The 24,040-nt window shown below is 55.0% G+C and carries 23 protein-coding genes; 20 read left to right on the forward strand and 3 right to left on the reverse strand.

Annotation, left to right across the window (positions count from 1 at the left end; genetic code table 11):
- Positions 1–2 precede the first annotated feature (2 nt).
- Together HAP95_RS17490 and HAP95_RS08670 are read right to left on the reverse strand one after the other, a co-directional pair.
- On the reverse strand, positions 3–1,160 hold the full coding sequence (locus HAP95_RS17490) for a restriction endonuclease subunit S (RefSeq protein WP_215883855.1): 1,158 nt from the start codon (positions 1,158–1,160) through the stop codon (positions 3–5).
- Positions 1,157–2,611, reverse strand: a complete 1,455-nt coding sequence (locus tag HAP95_RS08670; RefSeq protein WP_215883856.1) for a type I restriction-modification system subunit M — start codon at positions 2,609–2,611, stop codon at positions 1,157–1,159. The genes HAP95_RS17490 and HAP95_RS08670 overlap by 4 nt, the downstream gene beginning before the upstream one ends.
- Before the next feature lie 541 nt (positions 2,612–3,152).
- On the opposite strand from HAP95_RS08670, the gene HAP95_RS08675 reads away from it, so the two are divergent.
- Positions 3,153–3,620, forward strand: coding sequence for a rhodanese-like domain-containing protein (locus HAP95_RS08675; protein WP_226832665.1), 468 nt, complete (start codon positions 3,153–3,155; stop codon positions 3,618–3,620).
- 36 nt (positions 3,621–3,656) lie between these two features.
- Here HAP95_RS08675 and HAP95_RS08680 read toward each other — a convergent pair whose 3' ends face one another.
- Entirely contained in the window at positions 3,657–4,460 is an 804-nt protein-coding gene (locus tag HAP95_RS08680; protein ID WP_215883857.1) for a DNA-formamidopyrimidine glycosylase family protein, read from the reverse strand.
- A gap of 167 nt (positions 4,461–4,627) precedes the next feature.
- On the opposite strand from HAP95_RS08680, the gene leuS reads away from it, so the two are divergent.
- From leuS to rfbB, 19 genes are all read left to right on the forward strand, one after another.
- Complete coding sequence (gene leuS, locus HAP95_RS08685; RefSeq protein WP_215883858.1) at positions 4,628–7,093, forward strand: leucine--tRNA ligase; 2,466 nt, start codon at positions 4,628–4,630, stop codon at positions 7,091–7,093.
- Positions 7,090–7,608 (forward strand): LPS-assembly lipoprotein LptE, encoded by a 519-nt coding sequence (locus HAP95_RS08690; RefSeq protein WP_215883859.1) that lies wholly within the window; start codon positions 7,090–7,092, stop codon positions 7,606–7,608. The genes leuS and HAP95_RS08690 overlap by 4 nt, the downstream gene beginning before the upstream one ends.
- A gap of 1 nt (position 7,609) precedes the next feature.
- Entirely contained in the window at positions 7,610–8,605 is a 996-nt protein-coding gene (gene holA / locus HAP95_RS08695; protein ID WP_215883860.1) for a DNA polymerase III subunit delta, read from the forward strand.
- Positions 8,606–8,727: 122 nt separating this feature from the next.
- Positions 8,728–9,987, forward strand: a complete 1,260-nt coding sequence (locus HAP95_RS08700; RefSeq protein WP_226832666.1) for a glutamate-5-semialdehyde dehydrogenase — start codon at positions 8,728–8,730, stop codon at positions 9,985–9,987.
- Positions 9,956–10,900, forward strand: a complete 945-nt coding sequence (locus HAP95_RS08705) for a biotin--[acetyl-CoA-carboxylase] ligase (RefSeq protein WP_215883861.1) — start codon at positions 9,956–9,958, stop codon at positions 10,898–10,900. The genes HAP95_RS08700 and HAP95_RS08705 overlap by 32 nt, the downstream gene beginning before the upstream one ends.
- Entirely contained in the window at positions 10,897–11,619 is a 723-nt protein-coding gene (locus HAP95_RS08710) for a type III pantothenate kinase (RefSeq protein ID WP_226832667.1), read from the forward strand. Before HAP95_RS08705 ends, HAP95_RS08710 begins: the two co-directional genes overlap by 4 nt.
- A gap of 79 nt (positions 11,620–11,698) precedes the next feature.
- Positions 11,699–12,586 (forward strand): NAD(+)/NADH kinase, encoded by an 888-nt coding sequence (locus tag HAP95_RS08715; protein WP_215883863.1) that lies wholly within the window; start codon positions 11,699–11,701, stop codon positions 12,584–12,586.
- Complete coding sequence (recN, locus tag HAP95_RS08720; RefSeq protein ID WP_215883864.1) at positions 12,587–14,266, forward strand: DNA repair protein RecN; 1,680 nt, start codon at positions 12,587–12,589, stop codon at positions 14,264–14,266.
- A gap of 139 nt (positions 14,267–14,405) precedes the next feature.
- Positions 14,406–15,911, forward strand: coding sequence for a sensor histidine kinase (locus HAP95_RS08725; protein WP_215883865.1), 1,506 nt, complete (start codon positions 14,406–14,408; stop codon positions 15,909–15,911).
- Positions 15,912–15,982: 71 nt separating this feature from the next.
- On the forward strand, positions 15,983–16,435 hold the full coding sequence (locus tag HAP95_RS08730) for a hypothetical protein (protein WP_215883866.1): 453 nt from the start codon (positions 15,983–15,985) through the stop codon (positions 16,433–16,435).
- Positions 16,392–17,825: a sigma-54-dependent transcriptional regulator gene (locus HAP95_RS08735; RefSeq protein ID WP_226832668.1), complete on the forward strand. Its 1,434-nt coding sequence runs from the start codon at positions 16,392–16,394 to the stop codon at positions 17,823–17,825. The genes HAP95_RS08730 and HAP95_RS08735 overlap by 44 nt, the downstream gene beginning before the upstream one ends.
- 63 nt (positions 17,826–17,888) lie before the next feature.
- Positions 17,889–18,584, forward strand: coding sequence for a DUF502 domain-containing protein (locus HAP95_RS08740; protein WP_215883867.1), 696 nt, complete (start codon positions 17,889–17,891; stop codon positions 18,582–18,584).
- Positions 18,585–18,670: 86 nt separating this feature from the next.
- Positions 18,671–19,582, forward strand: coding sequence for a UTP--glucose-1-phosphate uridylyltransferase GalU (gene galU / locus HAP95_RS08745; protein ID WP_215883868.1), 912 nt, complete (start codon positions 18,671–18,673; stop codon positions 19,580–19,582).
- Positions 19,572–20,456 (forward strand): glucose-1-phosphate thymidylyltransferase RfbA, encoded by an 885-nt coding sequence (gene rfbA, locus HAP95_RS08750; protein WP_215883869.1) that lies wholly within the window; start codon positions 19,572–19,574, stop codon positions 20,454–20,456. The genes galU and rfbA overlap by 11 nt, the downstream gene beginning before the upstream one ends.
- The gene (rfbC, locus tag HAP95_RS08755; RefSeq protein WP_215883870.1) at positions 20,453–21,001 is read left to right on the forward strand and encodes a dTDP-4-dehydrorhamnose 3,5-epimerase; all 549 of its coding nucleotides are present in this window, start codon (positions 20,453–20,455) and stop codon (positions 20,999–21,001) included. The genes rfbA and rfbC overlap by 4 nt, the downstream gene beginning before the upstream one ends.
- Positions 21,002–21,064: 63 nt before the next feature.
- Positions 21,065–21,403: a DUF3579 domain-containing protein gene (locus HAP95_RS08760; RefSeq protein WP_215883871.1), complete on the forward strand. Its 339-nt coding sequence runs from the start codon at positions 21,065–21,067 to the stop codon at positions 21,401–21,403.
- Positions 21,403–21,909: a hypothetical protein gene (locus tag HAP95_RS08765; RefSeq protein ID WP_215883872.1), complete on the forward strand. Its 507-nt coding sequence runs from the start codon at positions 21,403–21,405 to the stop codon at positions 21,907–21,909. Before HAP95_RS08760 ends, HAP95_RS08765 begins: the two co-directional genes overlap by 1 nt.
- An 87-nt stretch (positions 21,910–21,996) precedes the next feature.
- Positions 21,997–22,887: a dTDP-4-dehydrorhamnose reductase gene (gene rfbD / locus HAP95_RS08770; protein WP_215883873.1), complete on the forward strand. Its 891-nt coding sequence runs from the start codon at positions 21,997–21,999 to the stop codon at positions 22,885–22,887.
- Positions 22,888–22,901: 14 nt separating this feature from the next.
- Positions 22,902–24,038: a dTDP-glucose 4,6-dehydratase gene (rfbB, locus tag HAP95_RS08775; protein WP_215883874.1), complete on the forward strand. Its 1,137-nt coding sequence runs from the start codon at positions 22,902–22,904 to the stop codon at positions 24,036–24,038.
- Positions 24,039–24,040 lie beyond the last annotated feature (2 nt).

Genomic DNA, 24,040 nt, shown 5'->3' on the forward strand with positions numbered 1-24,040 from the left:
TCCTATAGGTCGCCGTTGAAGGCTTGGTGTAGGAGGGATTGCTTCAGTTCATCGAGGGCGACGAGTTTTTGCTGGTAGATGAATTCGAGGTGTTGGGTTTCTTCATGTAAATCGTCAAATATGGATACAATTTCTTTCTGGCTACTTAATGGCGGGAACGGGAAATATTGGCTTTCAAAAGTCGCCAGGTTTATGTTATCTTGCGCGCTTCCTTTTCCCAGAAGCTGCAAGCGAGATTTGAAACTAGTAAGCAGATATTCTATATATTTATTGGTGGATATTTTTTCGTTGGCGACTAATCCAATAATGCTATCTGGGAAGCAAGCGTCAAAATCTAGGATGCCTGTCTCCGCAATGTTTGCTGCAATGGTTATGCAAAGAGTTCCTTTAGGCCAAAGTTTGCTCTGCGCCAGACCTGCATCGTTATAAGTTTGATCGTAAGAAGTGATTAGATGGCTTGAGTTGCGCACGTCTCCAGTTTGAATGAATGGAAAGTTTCCGCCGTAAAGCTTAGGATCGTTACGGGGCCGATGTTTTGATTTTCCACGTCCAAATTCCATGGCCACATCACCTAACCGCCGATCCACCCACCCTTCACCCCGCTGCGAAAACACCGCATTCAGATGGCTCGCAAAGACCTCGCGGGCATTCTGGAGATTCTTCTCGGCGTTCGCCTTTGCGATTGCTATGCCTTCAAAGGCTTCGTCGAGGATGGCGACGATGCGGCGCTGTTCGGGGAGGGGGGGGACTGGTAACACCTGGTTTCGTAAAGCATTCAAATCAAGATGAGGAATAGCTGACCCTGTTTTAGAAGAATTAAATTTTTCAAACATCAATTCCAGAAAATATATAAGGAATTTGGTTTCAATGTTATTACCGTGAACAATTTTTGCCATGGTTGATGATAATATGCCATCAAATCCAATAAATGTCTCACCGGAATTAGATCCGTCACAAATAATAATGATCTCATCAGCAGTTACTGGAATTGAATTCTTATCCTCAATAAATGCGAAATCTGTAGGTTCTGCCCCACGGAGATATTTTGCGACAAGGTAGGGATTTACGTTCGGTTCTTTTGTGTTCGTTAATCTTGGTTTCCTGCCCTTTTTAAGGTCGCAGATTCCTCCAAATTTTTCGATGCGCCACCCCTCCCTCACAGCAGCCCCCGAATAGCTGCCAGCACCTCAGCACTCTCGGCATCCAGTGCAGCAATCTCATCCAGAATCTCTTCCGGGCTGCGCAGCACCTTCTCATCACCGCCATTGGGATTCTTGGCCGACAGGTCATAGGTACGGGTGTCGATTCCGGACACATCTACCGACCATGACTGCGGCGAGTCGGCCTTGGTCTTCTGCAGTTCGACAAACTCAGCCAGATCGTTGTCATTGAGGGGGTTCGTCTTCCCCATGTTCCGTCCGGGGTTGAGCTGGTAGTACCAGACCTTGCGGGTCGGTGCGCCCTTGTCAAAAAACAGCACCACGGTTTTTACACCCGCCCCCTGAAAAGTCCCGCCCGGCAGATCCAGTACCGTATGCAGGTTACAATCTTCCAGCAGCAGCTTGCGCAAACTGACCGAGGCATTATCCGTATTGCTCAGGAAGGTGTTTTTAATGACCACACCGGCCCGGCCACCTGCTTTCAGCATACGGATAAAGTGCTGCAGAAATAGAAAAGCCGTCTCGCCAGTCTTGATAGGGAAATTCTGCTGAACCTCCTTGCGCTCTTTACCGCCGAAGGGTGGATTCGCCAGCACCACATCCACCCGGTCTTTCGGCTGGATATCCATGAGATTCTCGGCCAGGGTGTTGGTATGGACGATATTCGGCGCATCGATGCCATGCAGGATCATGTTCATGATGGCGATGACGTAGGCCAGGCTCTTTTTCTCTTTGCCGAAGAAGGTACGCTCCTGCAGCGTCTGCATGTCGCCGGTGGTCAGTCCCGGCTGGGCCTTGAGATAGTCGAAGGCCTCACAGAGAAAGCCCGCAGAGCCCACGGCGCCGTCGTAAATCTTCTCGCCGACTTTGGGCGCTACCACCTGCACAATCGCCCGAATCAGGGGACGGGGCGTGTAATATTCGCCGCCGTTACGACCGGCATTCCCCATGTTCTTGATCTTGGCTTCGTAAAGGTGCGATAGCTCATGCTTCTCCGTCTGGGATCGGAAGCGCAGACCATCAATGATCTCCACGATCTCTCGCAGGTTGTAGCCACTTTGAATCTTATTTTTGATCTCGCTGAAGATCTCACCGATCTTGTACTCAATGGTATTGGAACCAGTAGCCCGGTGTTTAAAGCCTGAGAGATACGGAAACAGCCGGATATTCACAAAGTCCCGGAGGTCGTCCCCGGACATGGCCTTGTGGTGGTCCATCCTGCCATCTGCCGTTTTGGGCGCCGCCCAGTGCTCCCAGCGGAAGGCATCCTCCAGGATGAAGGTGTAGGGACGGCCTTCCAGCTCCGCCTCCATGGCCCGGTCCTGCTCCAGGGCGTCCAGGTACTTTAAAAACAGCAGCCAGGAGGTCTGTTCGGTGTAATCGAGTTCGCTGGAGGAGCCTGCATCTTTGTGGAGGATGTCATCGATATTCTTGAAAGCCTGCTCGAACATGCGTGTCTCTTGCGGTCAGTGGTTGTTATGTATGTGAATTGAATATAAGGCATTGGAGGCACGGCGGGAAGGCGTGCGGTGGAATATTCCCAACAATACCATTGCGCAAATTGTACAGCCCCCAATCACGTAACTTTCGATCTCGCTCATACCTTAAAACCCTCCGGTCTGATGCCAAAAGGCACACATTTGGGTTATACTGTAGATCATGAAGCCGATCAACTGGAATCCTGATAAAAACCAACAGCTTATTTCAGAGCGTGGGGTTTCGTTTGAGGACATCGTTTTCTATTTACAGCAAGGCGCATTACCGGACTTCGGGATTTAATGGCTAACAAAGCATTCCAGCGGACGCAAAAATCACGCCGCTGAATTTTCCCGTTGGGCAAACACATGATGAACCAACACCGAATAGCGATGCGTCAACGCGCTTCGGCAAGAAAAAATTTCGGCCATGAAGTCGCCTTAAAATTCAGCAGAGCGTGCTATATTTGACAATGAAAGGCAGGGATAAGCACGATCCCGCCATGAGGAGATCAACATGAATATGACAACCGCCATGAGTACCGCAGAAATTCTTGAAAAAGCCCATGAACGCGCCAAAGCTGCAGGCAAACGCCATGCCGGTGATATGACGCCTGCAGAAGCCCATGCGTTGCTCCGTGAGCATCCCGACGCCGTACTGGTGGATGTTCGCTCACATCCGGAGCTGGATTTCGTGGGTATGGTTGAAGGGGGTAAACATATTCCCTGGCAGAACTATCCCGGCATGACGCCCAATCCGGATTTTGACCAGCAGATCAAAAAAGAAGTAACGCCCGACAATTTCCTGCTGCTTCTATGCCGTACCGGTGGCCGTTCGCTGGCGGCTGCCGAGCATCTGGCCAGCTTGGGTTATCATCACTGCTACAACATTCTGGGGGGCTTTGAGGGTAAGCAGGACCACCAGGGTCAGCGCGGCAAAGTCGAGGGCTGGAAAGCCAGCGGCCTGCCGTGGAAACACAAGTAAGGCCGCGCAGAAGCTACCAGACCGGGGCAGATTGATTCAGCTTTGACAGGCCGGGCAGAACAGCGCGTTTTTACCACCCACTGACAGGGTTTCGAGGGCGCCGCCGCAGCCAGGGCACTGGTTGTCTTCCCGGTGCCGGGTGAGAAAGGTTTTGGGTAGCAGATTGGTTTTGGCCTGACAGCGTACCGCCCGGTCCAGCACCTTGGGAATCTGCTCCAGAAAACGGTCGCGCTCTTCGTCCGTCAGGCTGGGCGCGGTACGATCAGGACGCAGGCGCGCCTGATACAAGATTTCGTCGGCCCATACCGCACCAATACCCGGCGCAAAAGCATCATCCAGAAGAATATTGCGCAAGGCACTGCGGCGGCGAGACAGCGCCTCACGCAAAACCGCCAGCCCTTCACCATGCACCATCAAAGGATCGGGTCCAAGCTTGGTCAGAAAATCCACATCGCTGTTTTCGTCGAGCATACGCAGGCGATTACCTAACTGCGTTCCATGCAGACGTAAGCGCTGATGACCATTAATCTGAATTTCCAGAACGGCCCGCGCTTCTTCTTCGCTTTCTGCCTGGGCAGGCCCCCGCTCCAATTCGGCACTGAGTTCACCACCCAGCTGCATGGCCAGAATATCTTTGCGCGCCAATTCCAGAAACAGGTACTGACCATAGCGATGCAAATCGGTAATTGGTTTGCCCTTGAAAGAGGCTTCTTCAATGCCCGCGCCATCGGTCAGCAACTCGCCTTTGGCGTTGTGCACCTGCATGACATTGACCCGCTTGTTCAGGATGTTGCGACGTAATTTTTGTTTCAGTAATTCCAGTTCTGGCAATTCAGCCATGTTTTCTCCAAATTCGATATTTTAATTGCTGTCAGGGGTTAGTCTAACCTGCATGGGACCATGCGCCAATGGCAGGAGACCGTTCCTCGCGCTGGAACATTGCGCCACTCGGGTGCCTGTGGCAACCTTTGTGCCACTTCAACAAATCGGGCTGAACAACAGAATTCATGGATATTCCCGCCTATTCCCCCCAAGACCTTGAGCCGGCAGTGCAAAAACGCTGGCAAGACCAGCAGTCTTTCCGCGCACCCAGCGTGCCCGGCAAGGAAAAATTCTATGCTCTGGCGATGTTTCCGTATCCTTCGGGACAACTGCATATGGGCCATGTGCGCAATTACAGTATTGCGGACGCCATCGCACGTTATCAGCGCATGCGCGGTAAGGATGTCCTGCAACCCATGGGCTGGGATGCCTTTGGTTTGCCTGCCGAAAATGCGGCTCTCAAAAATGGTCTGGCCCCGGCCGAGTGGACCATGGACAACATTGCCCATATGCGCGGGCAGTTGCAGCGGCTGGGATTATCCTATGACTGGTCACGGGAATTAGCGACCTGCACCCCTAACTATTATCGCTGGGAACAATGGCTGTTCCTCAAGCTCTGGGAAAAGGGTCTGGTTTACCAGAAACTCAGTACCGTCAACTGGGATCCGGTTGACCAGACGGTTCTGGCCAATGAACAGGTGGTAGATGGTTGCGGCTGGCGCTCCGGCGCCCCCGTCGAGCGGCGCGAAATTGTTCAGTATTTTTTGCGCATTACCGCCTACGCCGAAGAATTACTGGAGGGTCTGGACACCCTGAATGAAGGCTGGCCGGAACAGGTGCTGACCATGCAGCGCAACTGGATCGGGCGCTCTGAGGGGGCGGAAATTCATTTTCCCCTGGCGAGCGGAGAAGGGGTTATCAAGGTCTTTACGACGCGCCCCGACACCCTGATGGGCGCCACTTATCTGGCCGTAGCGCCAGAGCATCCGCTGGCCCTGCAGGCAGCAGAGCAGCATCCGGATCTGGCTGAATTTCTGGAGCGTTGCCGGCATGGCTCGGTTTCGGAAGCCAGCATCGAAACCCAGGAAAAAGAAGGACATCCTCTCGGCCTGTTCGTCAAACATCCCTTGACCGGCGCTGAACTGCCGGTCTGGACGGCCAACTTTGTGCTGATGGGTTATGGAGAAGGGGCCGTGATGAGTGTGCCCGCCCATGACCAGCGTGACTTCGAGTTTGCCCAGAAATATAAGCTGCCCATCCAGATGGTCATTGCGGCAGAATCTGCGCCGGTTGAAGCTGCGGCCATGACCGAAGCCTACACGGGTGCCGGGACTTTGGTGCATTCGGGAGACTTCAACGGTCTGGATAGTGTGCAGGCTAAAACCCGTATCACCCAGGCCGTTGCCGAACGGGGTCTGGGCCAGAAAACCATCAATTACCGTTTGCGGGATTGGGGAATTTCCCGTCAGCGTTACTGGGGCACACCTATCCCCATGATTCATTGTGAACATTGTGGCGTGGTCCCGGTTCCTGAGCAGGACTTGCCGGTCGTGCTCCCCACCCATTATCAACTCAAGGACCCCCGCTCTCCCCTGCTGGATGATCCGGAGTTTCTGAATGTGCCCTGTCCGCGCTGTGCGGCTCCGGCCCGACGCGAAACCGATACCATGGATACTTTTGTGGAAAGTTCCTGGTACTACGCCCGTTTCGCCTGTCCTGATGCTGATACCATGCTGGATGCGCGCGCCACCCAGTGGTTACCGGTGGACCAATATGTGGGCGGGGTGGAACACGCCGTACTGCATCTTCTTTATGCCCGTTTTTTCAATCGCTTGCTGCGGGATGTGGGGTTGTTGCCTGCAGATGCTGTTCATGATGAACCCTTCAAGCAGTTGCTCACTCAGGGCATGGTGCTGAAAGACGGCAGCAAAATGAGTAAATCCAAGGGGAACACCGTTGATCCTCAAGGACTCATTGATCGCTATGGAGCGGATACTGCCCGTCTTTTTATTTTGTTTGCGGCACCACCTGAACAACATCTGGAGTGGTCTGATGCGGCTGTCGAAGGGGCGCATCGTTTTCTGAGCCGCATCTGGCGTCTGGTCCATGAATATGGGGCAGAGAATCTGATGGTACCGGCAGAATTGTCTGACGAGGCGCAAGATCTGCGTCGCGCTGTTCATCAGTGCATTGAACGCGTCAGCCGCAATATGGAAGGTCGTTATCATTTTAATGTGGCCATTGCCGCCATCATGGAACTGAGTAACAGCCTCATGAAAGTCGGTGCCGATGCGTCCACGGACTTGCGTGCCGTACTGGGCGAGGGATTGCGTGCCATTGTGCTGATGCTCTCGCCTTTTGCTCCGCACCTGACCGAAATACTTTGGGAAGTATTGGGCCAGAAAAGCAATATCATCCATACCCCCTGGCCCGGCGCCGACCCCGAGGCGCTCAAGTCGGACACGCTGACCCTGGTCATCCAGGTCAACGGGAAATTGCGGGAACGCATGGATTTTCCGGTCGAAGCGGACAATAACGCCATCGAAAAGGCAGTGCTGGCCAGCCCCGCCATGCAGCGTCATCTGGAAGGTAAAACCGTGCGCAAAGTCATTGTCGTGCCAGGCCGTCTGGTTAATCTGGTGCTGGGATGAAGACATGGCGCCAGCGTGGCATTTACGGGTTGATGAGCCTGCTTCTGCTCGCGCTGGCAGGCTGCGGGTTTCATTTGCAGACAGGATCAACCGTTCCGGCCAAGTTGCAGGGGATGCGTGTCTCTGGCAGCGGTCCCAGTGGCGGCGCCCTGGCCACAGCCGTTCACCGTGAATTGCAGCGCGACGGCAATTTCAGTCGTGCGGATGGTCCTGTCCTGCAAATTGATAATGCCTATGTCTCGCAAAGGATTATCAGCATCAGCCCCAGTAGCGGCGTGGCTCTGGAATTTCTGGATACCCTCCATGCGCAATTCAGCGTCATGGATCATCAGAAAAAAGCCATCCTCCCCGTCCAGTCGCTGCTGGTGGAAAACAGTTTCAGTTATAACAGCGGAAATCCTCTGGCTACCAATGAGCAACAGATTCGCATGGAAAGATTGCTGATGGAGCAGGGTGCCCGGCAGATTCTCCGGCGGGTTCTGAACAGCCCGGTCGTCCGTCAGTCCGGCGGCTGAGATGCGACTCAAGCCGGGGCAGTGGTCAGGACACCTGCAGGGTAAGCTGGCGTCCGTCTACGGTTTGTTCTCTGATGAACCGCTGCTCTTGCAGGAGGCTGAAGAAGCACTCTGGAAGGTTGCTGCAGAACAGGGTTTTGCCCAACGACAGCGACTGAATCATTCCCCCGCCCCTTGGGATGCGCTGCGGGATGAGCGGGATGCTGGCTCGCTGTTCGCTGAACAACGCCTGCTCCTCCTGCGTCTGGACAGCATCAAGCTGCCCAAGGAAGGCGTCAGCGCCCTGCAGTACTGGCTGGCTTCGCCGCCCCCCGATGCCCTGCTCGTTTTCAGCGGTCCGCGCCCCGATGCCAGCGTCCAAAAAACGCAATGGTTCAAGGCCCTGGAAAGTCACGGCCAGACCCTATTGTTGTATCGCCCCGAAGGCGCAGACTGGATCCACTGGATAGAACAACGCCTCAAACTGCAAAAAATGTCGGCAGATCACGAGGCCATCCAGTTGCTGGCGGATCTGAGTGCGGGCAACCTCGGGGCCTGCCATCAGGCCATTTTACGGCTGCAGCAGATTTATCCGGGGCAAGCGGTGGATGTTGCGGCTATTCGTAACGTACTGGCCGACAGCAGTCAGTTCAATATTTATGACCTTGCTGATGCGACGCTGCGCGCCGAACCGACGCAAATTCTGCGCATTATTGATCGTCTGCGCAGTGGGGATGGTGAACCGGCTCTTTGTCTCTGGGCACTCCACAAGGATTTGCGGATACTGGCGGAATTACGCGCCGCCCATGTGGACGTTGATCAGGTTTTTCGCCAAAACCGGGTGTTCCCTCCCCGCCAAAACTGGTTCCGCGCGGCGGCGCGGCGTTTGACGGGTCATAGCCTGCTGGCGGGCATCCGTGAATGCCTTGAAATTGACGCCCGCATCAAGGGTCAGGACCCCACTCCGGTCTGGCCCGCCCTGACCGATTTATGCCTGCGAATTGCCGGATCGGCTTGAGAACGGCACAATAGAGCCAATATCCGCGCGAATGAATCCCCATTGGCAGGTCATATATTGCCCGACATGGAAGGTTCTGCGCTGAACTCATGTCAGCCAGACTGACACGAAGGAGGAGACTGATGATGGATTTGCACCAGGAAATGGAAAAAATTGGCGAACGGGCCCGCAGCGCCCAACGACGCTTGCAAAGCGCCGATAGTGCCGCCAAGGACCAAGCCTTGCGCCTGATGGCAGAATTTTTACGGCGTGATGCCGATAATCTGCAGCGCGCCAATCGCAAAGATCTGCGCAGTGCTGAAGAGGCGGGCAAGGATGCCGCCTTTATTGACCGTTTGCGACTGGATGAGACGCGCATTGAAGCGATGGCCCAGGGCCTCGAAGAAATTGCCGCACTTCCCGATCCTGTTGGTGAAATCACGGATTTGCGTTATCGCCCCAGCGGCATCCAGGTTGGTCATATGCGGGCGCCGCTGGGTGTGATTGCCATGATTTACGAGTCACGTCCCAACGTCACGGCTGATGCCGCCGGTCTCTGCGTCAAGTCGGGCAATGCGGTCATTTTGCGCGGCGGTTCGGAATCCCTGCACAGCAACATGGCTATTGCCGAACGCTTGCGGGCGGCTTTGGGTAAGGCGGTATTGCCTCTGGATCTGGTGCAATACGTCAACACGGCAGACCGGGAAGCCGTCGGTGTGCTGATCAGCATGGATGCTCATGTCGATGTGATCATTCCGCGCGGCGGCAAAGGGCTGATTTCCCGCATCAAGGCCGATGCCACAGTGCCGGTAATTATGCATCTGGACGGTAACTGCCATGTTTACGTTGATGCCGATGCGGATGCCCGCAAAGCGCTGAAAGTGGTGGTCAACGCCAAAACCCAAAGACTGGGCACCTGCAACACCGCCGAAAGCCTGTTGATCCACAAGGATCGAATGGAAGATTTGCTACTTCCTATAGTCGCGGCGCTGCAGGAAAAAGGCATCGAAGTCCGGGCCTGCGAACGGAGCTTGCCACGCCTTTCAGGTGCCGTGGCAGCTACGGAAGAAGATTACGGTACGGAGTATCTGGCGCCCATCATTTCCCTCAAAATCGTCGACGATCTGGACGCGGCCATAACCCACATCAATCGCTATGGGTCCCAGCACACCGAATCCATCCTGACTGAAAATTATACCCACGCCCGCCGCTTTTTGCGCGAAGTCGACGCCAGCTCGGTGATGGTCAATGCCTCCACCCGCTTCGCAGATGGATTTGAATATGGTCTGGGGGCGGAAATTGGCATTTCCACCAATCGTCTGCACGTTCGTGGTCCGGTTGGTCTGGAAGGGCTGACTTTGCAAAAATGGATTGTATTGGGAGACGGCCATATCCGCCCCTGAAGCACCCACAGCGGCACTGCAAAAATTGCTGGACGTTCTGGCTGATGCCGAGTGCGTTAACGATGCGGGAGAACCCACGGCCCTGCTTCAGGAAGCTGAGCATTGGGGGATCCCCCTGCGCCAGACTGCAGAGGGTCTGCACCTGGAGTATCCTCATCCGCCCCTTTCCCGCCCGGAAATTGCCGCTGTTGCCAACCTTCCTGAAGCACAAATCCGGATACTGCCAGCCTGTGCCTCGACCAACACCGAAATGCTGGGTAGCGACGCCAACCCCTGCATTTGTCTGGCAGAAAGTCAGTGGGCCGGACGCGGGCGGCGTGCGCGTCACTGGTCTTCGCCCTTTGGTCAGCATCTGGCCATGAGTTATGGCTGGACACCAGCGGCCAGCATTAACCCTGCCCTGACACTGGTGGCTGGTCTGGGCGTTTTTCAGGTACTGCAAAAAAGTATCAGCGGATTGTGGATCAAATGGCCCAATGACATTTGGGTCGGCGGGCAAAAACTGGGGGGATTGCTGCTTGAAGCACGCCGCCTGCCCTCTGGGCAAAGCCGCCTGGTACTTGGCCTGGGACTGAATGTACACGACGATCCTACCCTGCCGGACACTGCCACGAGTTTGGCGCAACACCAGGTCAACCTGTCCCGCAGCCATCTTGCCGGACAAATCATTCGCCGCTGGCAGGCGGATTTCGCCCGCTTTGATCGCGACGGCCTGGAACCATTTCTGCCGCTCTGGAATGCAGCGGCAGCGCCCATGATGCGCCAGATCGTGCAAATCAGCGATGTGCGGGGACATTATTCGGCAGAAGTGCTGGGCATTGGGGAGGATGGTCGCCTGCAGGTACAGGAGCCGGACAAAGCCCCGGTATGGTTAAGTGCTGGCGACGTCAGCCTGCGGCCGTTGGCATCATGATATTCATCGCCGTTGGCAATACCCGAACCCTGCTGGCACAGAGCAACGACGGCCTGCATTTTCAGAGCATCAGCGCCGCAACCGCCTTGCATCCTGCGCATATTTTACAGCAGTGGGAACAGCTATACCCTCATGAAGAGGAAGAGACTTTTGCGCTGGGAGGGGTCGTGCCGGAAGCGTTGCAAACCTGGCGGGAATTATTACCCAAAGCACGTCTTCGCGAACCTGATCTGGCTGTGTTCAACCAGCGCGTCCCCAATGCCTATGTCCCTGGCGAAGCGCTGGGGTTTGATCGACGCTGTTGCCTGCTCGCTGCGGCTCAGGATTATCCCGCCCAAAGCAGTATCATCATTGACATGGGTACGGCCATTACCATTGACCTGTTTGCCGATGGCCGCTTCCAGGGGGGCAGAATTCTTCCGGGAATCACCATGAGCCTTCATGCCCTGTTTCTCGGCACGGCACTTCTCCCCGACATGGATTTGCCCGTACCAGCCGCAGCCCTTGGTAACAGTACGGGTGCAGCCATCCAGTCCGGCGTGTTCCATTTATTTGCCGACGCCTTGCAGGGTGCCATCACCCATTTTCAGCAGATGTTTCCCGACGCTCAGGTGCTACTGACCGGTGGTGATGCGGCGCTCTGGCAGGCACAAGTCCCCAACAGCCAGCATGTTCCCGATCTTCTGCTACGCGGTTTTTATGGATGGCTGCAGGCGTAATTATCGCCCTGAACTCCCCTGCCCTGAAAACCGCCATTTTCCTCTTGGCGTTTGTAACGCCCCCATGTAGGCTACTCCCATGACCAAGCCCTTCCAGCGCGTTCTGCTCGTCAGCAAATACCGTGATCCTTCGGTACTACCGGGATTACGCCTGTTGCGTGATTTCATTCAATCCCAGGGGCGGGAAGTTTTTATCGAAACCCAATGTTCTAGCGAGATCAATGATACCCTCGGCCTGAAACGGATGGCTTTCAGCGAAGCCCGCGCGGAAACGGATTTGGTTATTGCCATTGGCGGCGACGGCACCCTGTTAGGAACGGCCCGAAATACGGCCAGTAGTGGCATAGCCATTCTCGGCATTAATCAGGGACGGCTGGGCTTCCTGGCTGATCTTTCCATTGACCAAATAGAAAGCGCCCTTCCGCCCATTTTGCAGGGGCATTATCAGCAGGATCAACGCCGGGTCCTGCATGCCGAATTGTGGCGCGACAATCAACAAATACATAGCGGCCTGGCGATCAATGAAGTATTTATTCATAAAGGCGGCGGCGAGAGCATGATTGAACTGAGCGTCCATATGGATGGCCGCTTTGTTTATACCCAGCGCGCTGATGGGGTCATCATAGCCACTCCAACGGGTTCGACCGCCTATGCCTTGTCAGCGGGTGGCCCCATTTTATCCCCCAGCCTCGCCGCATTGCTGCTGGTGCCGATCTGCCCGCACACCCTCACCGCCCGGCCGCTGGTCGTCGCCGATACTGTGACCATCCGTGCCCGCCTGACCGCCAGTCGTCAGCCCGCAGCCCTCAGCCTGGACAGTCACTGTAGCATTCCTCTGGCCGTCGGCGATGAAATTCACATCCGCCGTGCCCCCTGCTCGGCACGTTTTATTCATCCAGAAGAAAAAAACTTCTTTCAGATACTGCGTGAAAAACTGCATTGGGCCGAATCACCGGGAGAAGATTAAATGCTGCTCAGCCTGCAGGTTCGCAATTTTGCCCTGATTGACAGCGTCAGCATTGATTTTGATGCGGGTTTGACCGTACTCACCGGAGAAACCGGTGCGGGCAAATCCATTCTGGTGGACGCCATCGCCCTGCTCCTCGGAGACAAGGGGCATGCAGACAGTATCCGCCATGGTGCAGAGCAGGCCGAAATCAGTGCTGAATATGCCATTGCCTCCGAACATGCCGCCCGCCAATGGTTGCGCGATCAGGATATGAATGCGGATGAACCGGTGTGTGTACTGCGCAGGGTCCTCCAACGCAATGGCCGTAGCCGGGCTTTTATCAATGGTTGCAACGTCACCCTCACCCAGCTGCGGGAGTTTGGTGAGTATCTGATTGAGCTGCTGGGACAACATGAACATCAGAAGTTGCTCCACGCCGACCGTCAACTGGCCCTGCTGGACCGTTTTGCAGGGTTGGAAACCAGGCTGGATCAGGTTGCCGAAGAGCATCGGCTATGGCGGGAACAGACGCTGCGTTGTCAGAAATTACGTACGGAGCAAACCCGTCAGAATGAACAGGCCGATTGGCAACGCTTTCAGCTGCAGGAGCTGGAAACCGCGCAGTTGCAGGAAGAAGAATGGGAAAGCCTGCGCAGCGAGGAACAGCGTCTCGGGGCGGTCGAGAAATTGCGCGAACACCTCCAGGCGGCACTGGAAGGCCTGGAAGGTGAAGCGCATCCAGCCAACCGCGCCCTGGCCGAGGCCCAGCGTCATCTCAGCGTGGCTTCCCAGCATGATGCCCGCCTGCAGGAAAATGAGGCTTTGCTCAATGCCGCGCTCATCCAGGTCGAAGAAAGCATTTCCAATGTGCATAGCTATCTGGCCGATCTGGAAGCCGACCCCGAACGTCTGGAAGAAATTGCCCGACGCTTGCAACAGTTGCAGGATCTTCAACGCAAATATCATTGTGACTTGCCGGGATTAATCGCCAAACGCGATACCCTGCGTCAGGAACTGCAGGGAATAGAAAACCTGGAAAGCACGCTGCTCGCTGCTGAGCAGGCTTTACTCAAAGCCAAAACGACTTATATCCAGCACAGTCATGCTCTCACCACCGCCCGGCAAGCCCGTCAGCAAGCCCTGGCTGACGCAGTTGCCGAACAAATCCGTCAACTGGGCATGCCCCATGCTCAGGTTGAATTACGTTTATCCAGTCACCCGGAAGAAGAAAAGTTCTGGCGTGACACCGGCTGGGATCAGACAGAAATCTGGATTACCGCCAACCCCGGTCATCCGGCACAGGCCCTGGCCAAGGTGGCTTCCGGCGGAGAACTCTCGCGCATCAGTCTGGCCTTACAGGTCATTCTAGCTGCACCCGAGCGCATTGACACTCTGATTTTTGACGAAGTGGATGTGGGCATTGGTGGGGCCGTTGCCGAACGCGTAGGGCGTCTGCTCCGCCGCCTTGGCACCCATCAGCAGGTGCTTTGTGTTACCCATCTTGCCCAGGTGGCGGCGCAGGGTCACCATCATCTGCACATTGAAAAACAGGTGCAGGATGGCCAAACCCTCAGCGCCATAAGCCCCCTGCAAGCGGCACAACGTCAGCAGGAAATCGCCCGCATGCTCGGCGGCATTGATCTCAACACGGCCGTATACGAGGCGGCGGCCACACTTCTGGCCAATGTGGACGCGTAACCTGCCATGTTACCGGTGGCATTTACCGGGAAGTGCTGCTGTAGCCGATAATCTACACTAGGCCGCTGGACGTCAGTCGCATACACTGGTTTCCGGCAATGCCCTGCCCATGTTCAGGGCAACCGGCATGGAGGAGTGGATGGCTGCGGACTTTATGGAAGAACAGAACACCGGACAAAAGAGGATGGACCCCCCGGCTAAAGAGCATCGTGGCGCCATTTCGATTCCCCGAAGCGTCCTGTTTTTTGCCATTATCATCCTGTTTCTGGTCGCGGGGGTCGTATTTGCGGCCATCCAGGCGATTCATACCCTGGGCGACAGCAGCAATACGCTGATTGAGATTGGCTTGCCGCTGCAAAAGCAATTACTGGAAATTCATGGACAACAACGTCAGGCCGAATTTTATCAGGACCTGGCGCAGGTCCTGCCCCACTCTGGTTATGAAACCACCTTTGCCCACCTGATTCATCACGAACAAACGTCTTTGCAAACAGTTCAGACCGGCGCAACAACCTACCCCCAACTTGCCAACACACTCCAGCAACTACAAGTGAGTCTGGCCAATTATTTGCAGTCCGCAGAAGCACCAGGCTCAGAGCAAGCAGCTGTGCTCAACGGCAAAGCTAGCCGGATGGCTGTAGAAGCGCGTTTTCATGACGTTCACCAGGCTATGCAGTCCTTGCTGCTCAGTCAGGGGGAAGCGGCAGCGGCAGCGCGTTCTCAGGCCGTGCAACTGCTTTATGCACTGGTAGTTATCACGGCGCTGCTCAGCCTGTTGATACCCTGGCGGGTTGCCACGGCCTTGACCCGACCATTAAAGGACTTCCGTCTGGCCCTGGAAGATATTGGGGCGGGCAAAGTCGCCCATGTTGCCAGTGATGGGCCCCAGGAATTGCGCGATCTGGCCCGCAGTATCGACAGCATGCAGGCCCGCTTGCGGGAAGAAGAGCGCCTGCGCCACGAATTTCTCAGCCAGGTGTCTCACGAACTGAAAACACCTCTGGCCTCGGCCCGTTCCGGCAGTGAATTACTGCTCAGCGAGCGCATCGGCCCGCTTCTGCCACGGCAACGCGAAGTCCTCGAAATTGTCGTCCGTCAGGTCAAGGAATTATATGCGGCCATTCAGGAAATGCTCGACATGCATGCCTTACAAGCGCAATCCCTGGATTTTTCACCCCAAACGGTCAAAGTGTCCGAGATTCTCGAAGATCTGCAAAAACGCATGCAGCCATTAACAGAAAAAAGGCAGCAAACCCTCCTTTGTGAAAGCTATGCGCCGCTGGAAGTGTACGCCGATCCGCAACGCTTGCGGCAAATTCTCAGCAATCTGGTCAGCAACGCCAACAAATACAGCTCTGCAGGCGGACAAATCCACGTGCAGGCCAATGCCGAACAGCAGGGCGTTCTGTTTCGGGTAGAAGATGAAGGCCCGGGCATTCCTGAAGCCTTGCTGGAACGGGTATTTGAACGATTTTATCAGGTTCCGGTCAGTAACAGTTTACCCCGGGGTACCGGATTGGGATTGGCTATCACCCGCGAACTGGTAGCGGCTCAAGACGGCTGGATACGCATTCAAAATCGTCCGCAGGGGGGGCTCAGCGCAGAAATCTGGCTACCCTCTTCTCCTCAGAAGGCAGCCCATTGATGTACCGATTATTGCTTGCGATCCGCTCACTCGGCACCTTCAGTATCCTATTGTTTCTGGGAGCCTGTGCAATGATTCATCCGGCCACACCGAGCCAGCCCAAGGCCGTACCTCTGCCTCTTTCAGAAACGCCCCGACCAGAGCTACTCAAGGCACTGCATAATTGCGGGCCCGCTGAATCTGCAAATTGTGCCAATATTCATCTAGCCTTGGCAAACAGCTATTTAAGCAGTGGCCCTCTCAATAAAACTGCCCTGGATAACGCCGCCCGGGAACTCGGCATGGCGGCACAAAACCAGGACCTGGCCAGCCAGATCCTGCCCTTACGGCGCAGCGTCAATGCCCTGCTGCAAAATATTACTCTCCTTCAACAAGACAAAGTCCGCATTCAGCAAAGCAAAGCACAGGCTATCGCTGCACAAAATGCTGCAGATGCCGCACAGGCGCGGCTCCAACGTCTGGAATCCCTGCTGCACCAGCATGCAGAAAAAACCCTGGAAGCGCACGGCGCGCCCCTACCCTGAGATGCGTAAAACCATGCCCACTATTCTCATTATTGATGATGATCCGGATTTCTTAAGGCTGCTGGGTTTGTGGTTGGAAAGTGAAGATTATCGGGTGCTGAGTAGCAACAATCCGCTGCAAGGGCTGGAACTACTGGACCAGGAAAGTGTGGATTTGCTGATCAGCGATTTACGCATGCCCATCATGGACGGGATGGCGGTCCTTGAAGCCGCTCAGGCTCGTGATCCCGATTTGCCGGTTATTTTGCTGACCGCCCATGGCACCATTCCTAACGCGGTAGAAGCCATGCGTGCCCAGGCTTTTGGTTATCTCAGTAAACCGTTCAGTAATGACGAATTACAAACATTATGCACGGCGGCACTGGCGCAACGCCTCGCTGGCCGTGAACTCAGCAAGTTAAGGGCTGACCTACGCGCCCAGGCCGGGCAAAGCATCCTCCACCGCAGTCCGGTCATGGCCAGTCTGGTCAACGAAATTACCCGCATAGCCACTTCCCAGGCCAGTGTTTTTCTTTCTGGAGAAAGTGGGTCTGGCAAAGAACGTGTCGCCAGAGCTATCCACGAAGCCAGCGCCCGTAGTGACCATCCTTTTGTCGCCGTCAACTGTGGCGCCATTCCCTCCGAATTGGCCGAAAGTGAACTGTTTGGCCACGTTAAGGGGGCTTTTACCGGAGCCACTCAAGACCATCTCGGGCTCATTCGCAGCGCCGACCAGGGTACTTTGTTCCTGGACGAAATCGGAGACCTCCCCCTGGCCTTGCAGGTCAAACTGCTGCGGGTATTACAGGAAGGCACGTTACGCCCGGTGGGAGCAAAAACGGAAATAACCGTGGATTTACGCGTCATCAGTGCCACCCATCAGGATATTCATGCACTGACTGCCAGCGGCGCCTTTCGGGAAGATTTATATTATCGCCTGCACGTCATTCCCCTACGGGTTCCCAGCCTCAGCGAGCGTCCCGAAGACATCCTGCTGCTTGCCCAATATTTTCTGGATCGGGAAAGCCAGCGCCTGGAACGCAATATTCCAGGTTTCAGCCCCGAAGCCATGGACAAACTGATGCAGCGACCCTGGCCCGGTAATGTTCGAGAGCTCGAAAACGCCATCACCTTTGCCGCCGCCGTCACCGAAAAAGGCTGGGTCTCGGGAGAGGCCATTCCCGATGCCGGCCGTCAGGGCGGATCCAGTGCCTTCCCGCCTTTACAGGATGCCAAAACGGCCTTTGAACGGGTGTATCTTGAAAATCTGCTGCGTGCCACTGACGGCAACATTTCCCGGGCTGCTCGCATTGCTGGTCGCCATCGCACCGATCTTTACAAGCTCATGCGCAAACATGGCCTGGCCCCGCAACTATTCAAAAACCAGGAGGATCGCGATGATGCTCCGTAATTATCCACCACTTCCTGCCATTTTTTGTTATGCTGGCAAGATACTTGCCAAAACGGGATCCCAATGACCCTGCCAGTACCCGTTCAGCCGCCTTCACGTTTTCAGCATTGGCATTTGCGCCGCTGGTTCGCACAGGGCCTGCTCATTTCTCTTCCCATCGGCCTGACCATTTATGTGGTGTTATGGATTGGCAGCTGGCTCAATAACTTGTTTGAAGCGCCGATCAAGGCCATTTTCGGAATCGACATCCCCGGTCTGGGACTGGTCCTGACCTTGCTGACCATTCTGGGCGTTGGTTTTCTGGCTTCCCATGTCCTGACCGCATGGATTTTTGACTGGATGAACAAGGCGCTGGCACGAATCCCGGTTCTGCATAGTCTTTACAGCACCATCCAGGAAACGGTGGGATTACTTTTTGGTGGCGCAGACCGGGGCTTTCGTAGTGCTGTACTGGTCCGGCAAGGGGGAGATATGGGCTACATCATCGGGCTGGTCACCCGTGACACCCTACATGAACTACCGCACCTCCCCGAAGACTGTGTGGCCGTTTTTATTCCCATGAGCTATGGCGTCGGCGGCTTCACCTGCCTGATTCAAAAAGACAAAATCATCCCGCTTCCAGACATGACACCCCAGCAGGCTTTACGTTTTGCCATGGCTGGTGGCGTCGGTGGTGGAAAAATGCTTCGGGAGAAACCAGAACCCGGTATCCAGCAAGAACTTTCCGAATCCGACACGGATTCTTCCTCACGCACCTGAAACGGCAGATAGTTCATGAAGCCAAACACTTTGCGAGAGGCGGGGTGTGTTCGTTATACTCGCCGCATACCAGAAGGAGTGCACGTATGGCTGAAGTACGTAAAGCAGTTTTCCCCGTAGCGGGCCTGGGTACCCGATTTTTACCGGCCACCAAAGCCAGCGCCAAGGAAATGATGCCGGTAGTGGACAAACCCCTGATCCAGTACGCCGTAGAAGAAGCCATAGCTGCGGGCTGCGATCAGTTGATTTTCATCAGCGGTCGGGGGAAACGGGCCATTGAAGATCACTTTGATGTTTCCTACGAGCTGGAAAACGAACTGGAAAAGCGCGGCAAAAAGGCCTTGCTGGAACAGGTACAAAGCATTTTGCCCAGCCATGTCAGCACCATTTTTCTGCGTCAACCTTACCCTCTTGGGCTGGGTCACGCCGTGCTGATGGCCAAGCCAGTCATCGGCGATGAACCGTTTGCTGTGCTGCTGGCAGATGATCTCATGCTCGGCGAACCACCCGTATTGGCGCAAATGGTCGAACAGCACCATCGCTATCAGGCCGGCATTCTTGGCGTGGAAGAAATCCCCCGTGAACACTCTACCCGTTATGGAGTGGTAGACGCACGTCCCTGGGACGAGCGTATTTTTCAGGTCAGCGGCATCGTCGAAAAACCCCAGCCGGAAAAAGCACCGTCCAATCTCGGTGTGGTCGGTCGATACATTCTGCCCGCCCGGCTCTTCCATTTTCTCGAAAACACCCAGAGTGGCGCGGGAGGTGAAATCCAGTTGACGGATGCCATTGCGCATCTGCTCAGCGAACGTCAGGTGCTGGCCTATCGTTTTGCCGGTCAGCGCTTTGATTGTGGCGACAAATTAGGCTATCTCAAGGCCACCATTGCCTTCGGCAAATTACATTCCGAAGTGGGTGCCGATTTTACCGAGTATATGAATAGCCTGTGTCTGAGCCAGAGTAAAACAGCAAATCCTGAGACCGTTCATGAAGCGTAAAGGTATTCTCCTCGCCGGGGGTTCCGGTACCCGTCTGTATCCGCTGACCCAGGCAGTCAGCAAACAGCTGATGCCGGTATATGACAAACCCCTGATTTATTATCCACTCGCCACGTTGATGTTGGCTGGAATCCGCGAAATCCAGATTATTTCCACCCCCAACGATCTTCCACGTTTCCAGCAGCTTTTGGGAGATGGTCGGCAGTGGGGGATGGATTTCTGCTACGCCGAACAAGCGCGTCCTGACGGTCTGGCGCAAGCCTTGCTGATTGCCGAAAACTTTCTGGCGGGTAGCCCTTCGGCACTGGTGCTTGGCGACAATGTTTTTTATGGACATGATCTTAGTGAATCCCTGCAGCAAACCAACCAGGCCGATAACGGGGCAACGATTTTTGCTTACCACGTTGCCAATCCTAAAGCATATGGTGTAGTGGAATTTGATCGCCAGGGGATTGCTATTGGACTGGAAGAAAAACCCGCCAAACCACGCTCTTCTTTTGCGGTCACCGGCCTGTATTTTTATGATGCAGATGGGAGTCACCTGGCCCGGGAAATTCGTCCTTCGCCACGCGGCGAACTGGAAATCACTGATCTGAATCGTTTATACCTCGAACAAAAACGCCTGCATGTAGAAGTCTTAGGGCGCGGCACCGCCTGGCTGGATACCGGCACGCACGCCGACCTGCTCAGTGCCGGACAATTCATTCGCACCCTGGAAGAACGCCAGGGCCTGAAAGTCGCCTGCCCTGAAGAAATAGCCTACCGCATGGGTTATATTGATGCAGACACACTCACAGAACTTGCAGCCCCACTGAAAAAAAGTGGTTATGGAGAATATCTGCTGCGCATCATTGAAGAAGGGTCACCGTTTTGAGGATTGAAAAGTTGCGCATCCCCGAGGTGCTGCTCATTACCCCCAAAGTATTTGGCGACACCCGGGGATTTTTCATGGAAAGCTGGAATCAACGCCAATTTAGTGATGCCGGCCTGAATCTCTCTTTTGTGCAGGATAACCACAGCCGTTCGCAACAGGGCGTGCTGCGTGGCCTGCATTATCAGATTCATCAGCCCCAGGGAAAGCTGGTACGCGTTGTTTCAGGTGCTGTTTTTGATGTGGCCGTAGATTTGCGCCGGTCTTCCTCCACCTTCGGTCAATGGGTCGGAGCCACACTCTCTGAAGAAAATCATCAGATGCTCTGGGTACCGCCCGGCTTTGCACATGGCTTTTACGTACTGAGCGACAGCACCGACTTTCTCTATAAAACGACTGAATTTTACGCCCCGGAAGCCGAGCGTTGTATTGCCTGGAATGATCCGAAGATCGGAATAGACTGGCCCCTCCTCACGGATTCGGAACCCCAGCTGGCCAGCAAGGATGCGGCCGGCTGCTCTTTCGCAAAGGCAGAAACCTATTCGTGAACCCTTCATTCTCCATGCGAAGAGCGTTATTATCGCCCCCTTTCCTGAGGAGCAGCGGTATCCATGATCATCATTGATGGCGTAACCGAAAGCGGGGGCAAATTTCGTCCCTCAGCCTGGGCTGAAATGCTCCTGGAAGGGGTGGGGCTCGCCCATTTCGGTGCCGACCATAAAATTCATTATTTGCCGTTGATTGAGCCCGCCAACATTAATGGCAACGCGGCCATCATCATGGATGAAAGTCTGGAACAATTACGCCCCGAGGCCTTTGCGGAAATCATGCGTTTTGCCGCCGAAAATCGTTTGCAGATTCGCCATGAAGAGGGGCATATAGCTGACCGCCAAAATAGTCCGAAAAGCACACATCGCCGGGCCCGTCCCGCGCAACGGCGGCCTTCCTGATGGCGAATCATCCTGGCAAATCCAGTCGGCTGCGTTTTGCCTGGGCGCTCGGTGCGGTCATCGTCATTTATGGCATACTGGCCATTATTCTCAGTGTTCATGTCATTGATCAGCAGAGTGGTGCGCGCACCGATTTGTATGTGGCGTTGGAAACTCTGGACCAGATGCATCATGAAGCCATGGCATCAGCCAGCACAGCCACAGAACGCAAAGCCATTGCCGATGCCTGGCGGAATAAACGGGCTTTTGCGGCTAGGTCTCCACAGCAAGCGCAGCAGATAGCTGATCAGCTTATCGTCAGTCTGAATCAGGAATATCCGCACAATACCTGCGGACAAAAGGGGTCCTCTTTCGTGGCGGCCTCTGCTCTGCCTCAAGAGCATGCCTGCATGGTGGCGGTGGGTACCCAAAATAATCAGGTCGAAGTAACGGGCTATGATACCCAGGGCATTGCCATGGACAACTTCTATGAATTTCTTTACGCCCCAACCGGCCGTTCTGACTAAATATCCGGAGGAAAATCCCATGAATGCTAACAGGCCCCGTTGCATGGCCCGTTGCATGAGTCTACTGCAAGGAAGCAGGAGCCAGACATGAGCACCGCCGGATCCAGAATCAAACGCGTCCTGCTCTTTGGTGCGAATGGTCAGTTAGGCTGGGAACTCCAACGTCACCGACCTGAGTCTGTTGAACTGCGCGCCTTGTCTCGCGCCCAGGCAGATATTGCCATTCGGGAACAGGTGGAACAGGCTGCCGAGAGTTTTCAGCCCGACCTCATCATCAACGCCGCCGCTTATACCGCCGTTGATCTTGCCGAGTCGGAATCGGAAAAAGCCTATGCCATCAATCGGGATGGCGCTGCTCATTGTGCAGAGGCTGCCCTAAAACATTCTGCCCGACTCATTCATGTTTCCACGGATTTTGTATTTGATGGGAGTCAGGCGACCCCTTATCAGCCAGACAATATCTGTCATCCACTTGGCGTATATGGTGCCAGCAAAGCTGCCGGCGAGGTAGAAATTGTCCGTATTCTGGGGAGAAATGCGCTCATTTTGCGGACAGCCTGGGTGTATAGCGCCCACGGTAAAAATTTTGTCAAAACCATGTTGCGGCTGATGTCAGAACGGGACTCTCTGGGAGTGGTTGGCGATCAGATTGGCAGTCCTACCTGGGCGGCAGGTTTGGCGGCTGCCATCTGGCGGGCCTACGAACAACCTGAATTCAACGGCATTCAGCATTGGACGGATGCCGGCGTGGCCTCCTGGTACGATTTTGCGGTCGCAATTCAGGAAGAAGCTCTGGCTTTGGGTCTGCTTCAGCGTAGCATCCCCCTTCAGATGATTCCCGCCAGCGCCTACCCAACCCCCGCCCGCCGCCCTGCCTGCGCGGTACTGGATAAAAGTACCAGCTATGCCGCATTAGGTGCGGCTCCGCATTGGCGCCAGGCACTGCGGCAAATGCTCACCGATACCGATTCTGATTAAACTAAGGAACCCCCATGTCTGCCACCTCTTCTGCAATACTCGCGGAAAAACGCCTGCTGGTCACCGGTGCCGCCGGTTTTATTGGCAGCAATTTTTGTCACTACTGGCTGAAGAACCATCCTCAAGGGATTCTGGCCGCTTACGATGTCCTCAGCTACGCCGGTAACCACCATAATCTTGACGGACTGGAATCGCATCCCGGCTTTCACTTTGTTCAGGGTGACATTAATGATGCGGCATTGGTTGAAAGCAGCCTGCGTGCCCATGACATCAATGTCATTGTGCACTTTGCTGCGGAAAGCCACGTCGATCGCTCCATTCATGACCCTGATGCTTTTATCCAGACCAATATCGTCGGCACCCATACGCTCCTCAAAATGGCGAAATCTCTCTGGCTGGATGGCCCTGAAGGCCCTGTTCCCCATCGTTTTCATCATATTTCCACTGATGAAGTTTACGGCACCCTCGGACCCAAAGACCCTGCCTTTCGCGAAGACACGCCTTATGCGCCCAATTCTCCCTATGCCGCCAGCAAGGCGGGCTCCGACCATCTGGTCCGTGCCTATCAGCATACCTACGGATTAAGCACGACGACCAGCAACTGCTCCAATAATTACGGACCTTATCATTTTCCCGAAAAACTTATCCCCCTCATCATCGTCAATATTCTTCACAATAAAGCCCTGCCCATTTACGGTGATGGTCAGCAGATTCGCGACTGGCTATATGTGGAAGATCACTGCCGGGGAATCGTCGCCATTCTTGAACAGGGCCGGGAAGGCGAAAGCTACAATATTGGTGGTTGTAACGAATGGGCCAATATCGACATTGTGCAACTGGTCTGCCGGAAGATGGATGCACTATTCGCCAGCAATCCCCGCTGGTCGGAGCAATACCCCCAAGCCGCCCCTGCGCTGGGACGCAACAGCGAAGAACTGATTCAGTATGTCCGTGACCGCCCCGGCCATGATCGCCGCTATGCCATTGATGCGGACAAAATCACCCGGGAATTGGCTTTTGAACCTGCGGTGGATTTTCCCACCGGCATTCAGCGCACCATCCTCTGGTACCTGGAGCATCCGCAATGGTGGCAACAGGTCATGGATGGCAGTTATCGTCACTGGCTCGATACTCAGTACGGAGCTGTCTAGGT

This window comes from Acidithiobacillus sulfurivorans, from assembly GCF_018853815.1.
GTDB classification, from domain to species: domain Bacteria; phylum Pseudomonadota; class Gammaproteobacteria; order Acidithiobacillales; family Acidithiobacillaceae; genus Acidithiobacillus; species Acidithiobacillus sulfurivorans.

Bases quoted from the DNA above. Each gene is read 5' to 3' on its own strand.
- HAP95_RS08680 (WP_215883857.1), bottom strand. From the start codon at position 4,460: ATGGCTGAATTGCCAGAACTGGAATTACTGAAACAAAAATTACGTCGC.
- rfbB (WP_215883874.1), top strand. From the start codon at position 22,902: ATGTCTGCCACCTCTTCTGCAATACTCGCGGAAAAACGCCTGCTGGTC.
- rfbA (WP_215883869.1), top strand. From the start codon at position 19,572: ATGAAGCGTAAAGGTATTCTCCTCGCCGGGGGTTCCGGTACCCGTCTG.
- holA (WP_215883860.1), top strand. From the start codon at position 7,610: ATGCGACTCAAGCCGGGGCAGTGGTCAGGACACCTGCAGGGTAAGCTG.
- HAP95_RS08675 (WP_226832665.1), top strand. From the start codon at position 3,153: ATGAATATGACAACCGCCATGAGTACCGCAGAAATTCTTGAAAAAGCC.
- recN (WP_215883864.1), top strand. From the start codon at position 12,587: ATGCTGCTCAGCCTGCAGGTTCGCAATTTTGCCCTGATTGACAGCGTC.
- galU (WP_215883868.1), top strand. From the start codon at position 18,671: ATGGCTGAAGTACGTAAAGCAGTTTTCCCCGTAGCGGGCCTGGGTACC.
- HAP95_RS08715 (WP_215883863.1), top strand. From the start codon at position 11,699: ATGACCAAGCCCTTCCAGCGCGTTCTGCTCGTCAGCAAATACCGTGAT.
- rfbD (WP_215883873.1), top strand. From the start codon at position 21,997: ATGAGCACCGCCGGATCCAGAATCAAACGCGTCCTGCTCTTTGGTGCG.
- HAP95_RS08710 (WP_226832667.1), top strand. From the start codon at position 10,897: ATGATATTCATCGCCGTTGGCAATACCCGAACCCTGCTGGCACAGAGC.
- HAP95_RS08670 (WP_215883856.1), bottom strand. From the start codon at position 2,611: ATGTTCGAGCAGGCTTTCAAGAATATCGATGACATCCTCCACAAAGAT.
- HAP95_RS08690 (WP_215883859.1), top strand. From the start codon at position 7,090: ATGAAGACATGGCGCCAGCGTGGCATTTACGGGTTGATGAGCCTGCTT.
- HAP95_RS08735 (WP_226832668.1), top strand. From the start codon at position 16,392: ATGCAGAAAAAACCCTGGAAGCGCACGGCGCGCCCCTACCCTGAGATG.
- HAP95_RS08725 (WP_215883865.1), top strand. From the start codon at position 14,406: ATGGCTGCGGACTTTATGGAAGAACAGAACACCGGACAAAAGAGGATG.
- leuS (WP_215883858.1), top strand. From the start codon at position 4,628: ATGGATATTCCCGCCTATTCCCCCCAAGACCTTGAGCCGGCAGTGCAA.
- HAP95_RS08760 (WP_215883871.1), top strand. From the start codon at position 21,065: ATGATCATCATTGATGGCGTAACCGAAAGCGGGGGCAAATTTCGTCCC.
- HAP95_RS08730 (WP_215883866.1), top strand. From the start codon at position 15,983: ATGATTCATCCGGCCACACCGAGCCAGCCCAAGGCCGTACCTCTGCCT.
- HAP95_RS08700 (WP_226832666.1), top strand. From the start codon at position 8,728: ATGATGGATTTGCACCAGGAAATGGAAAAAATTGGCGAACGGGCCCGC.
- HAP95_RS08765 (WP_215883872.1), top strand. From the start codon at position 21,403: ATGGCGAATCATCCTGGCAAATCCAGTCGGCTGCGTTTTGCCTGGGCG.
- HAP95_RS08740 (WP_215883867.1), top strand. From the start codon at position 17,889: ATGACCCTGCCAGTACCCGTTCAGCCGCCTTCACGTTTTCAGCATTGG.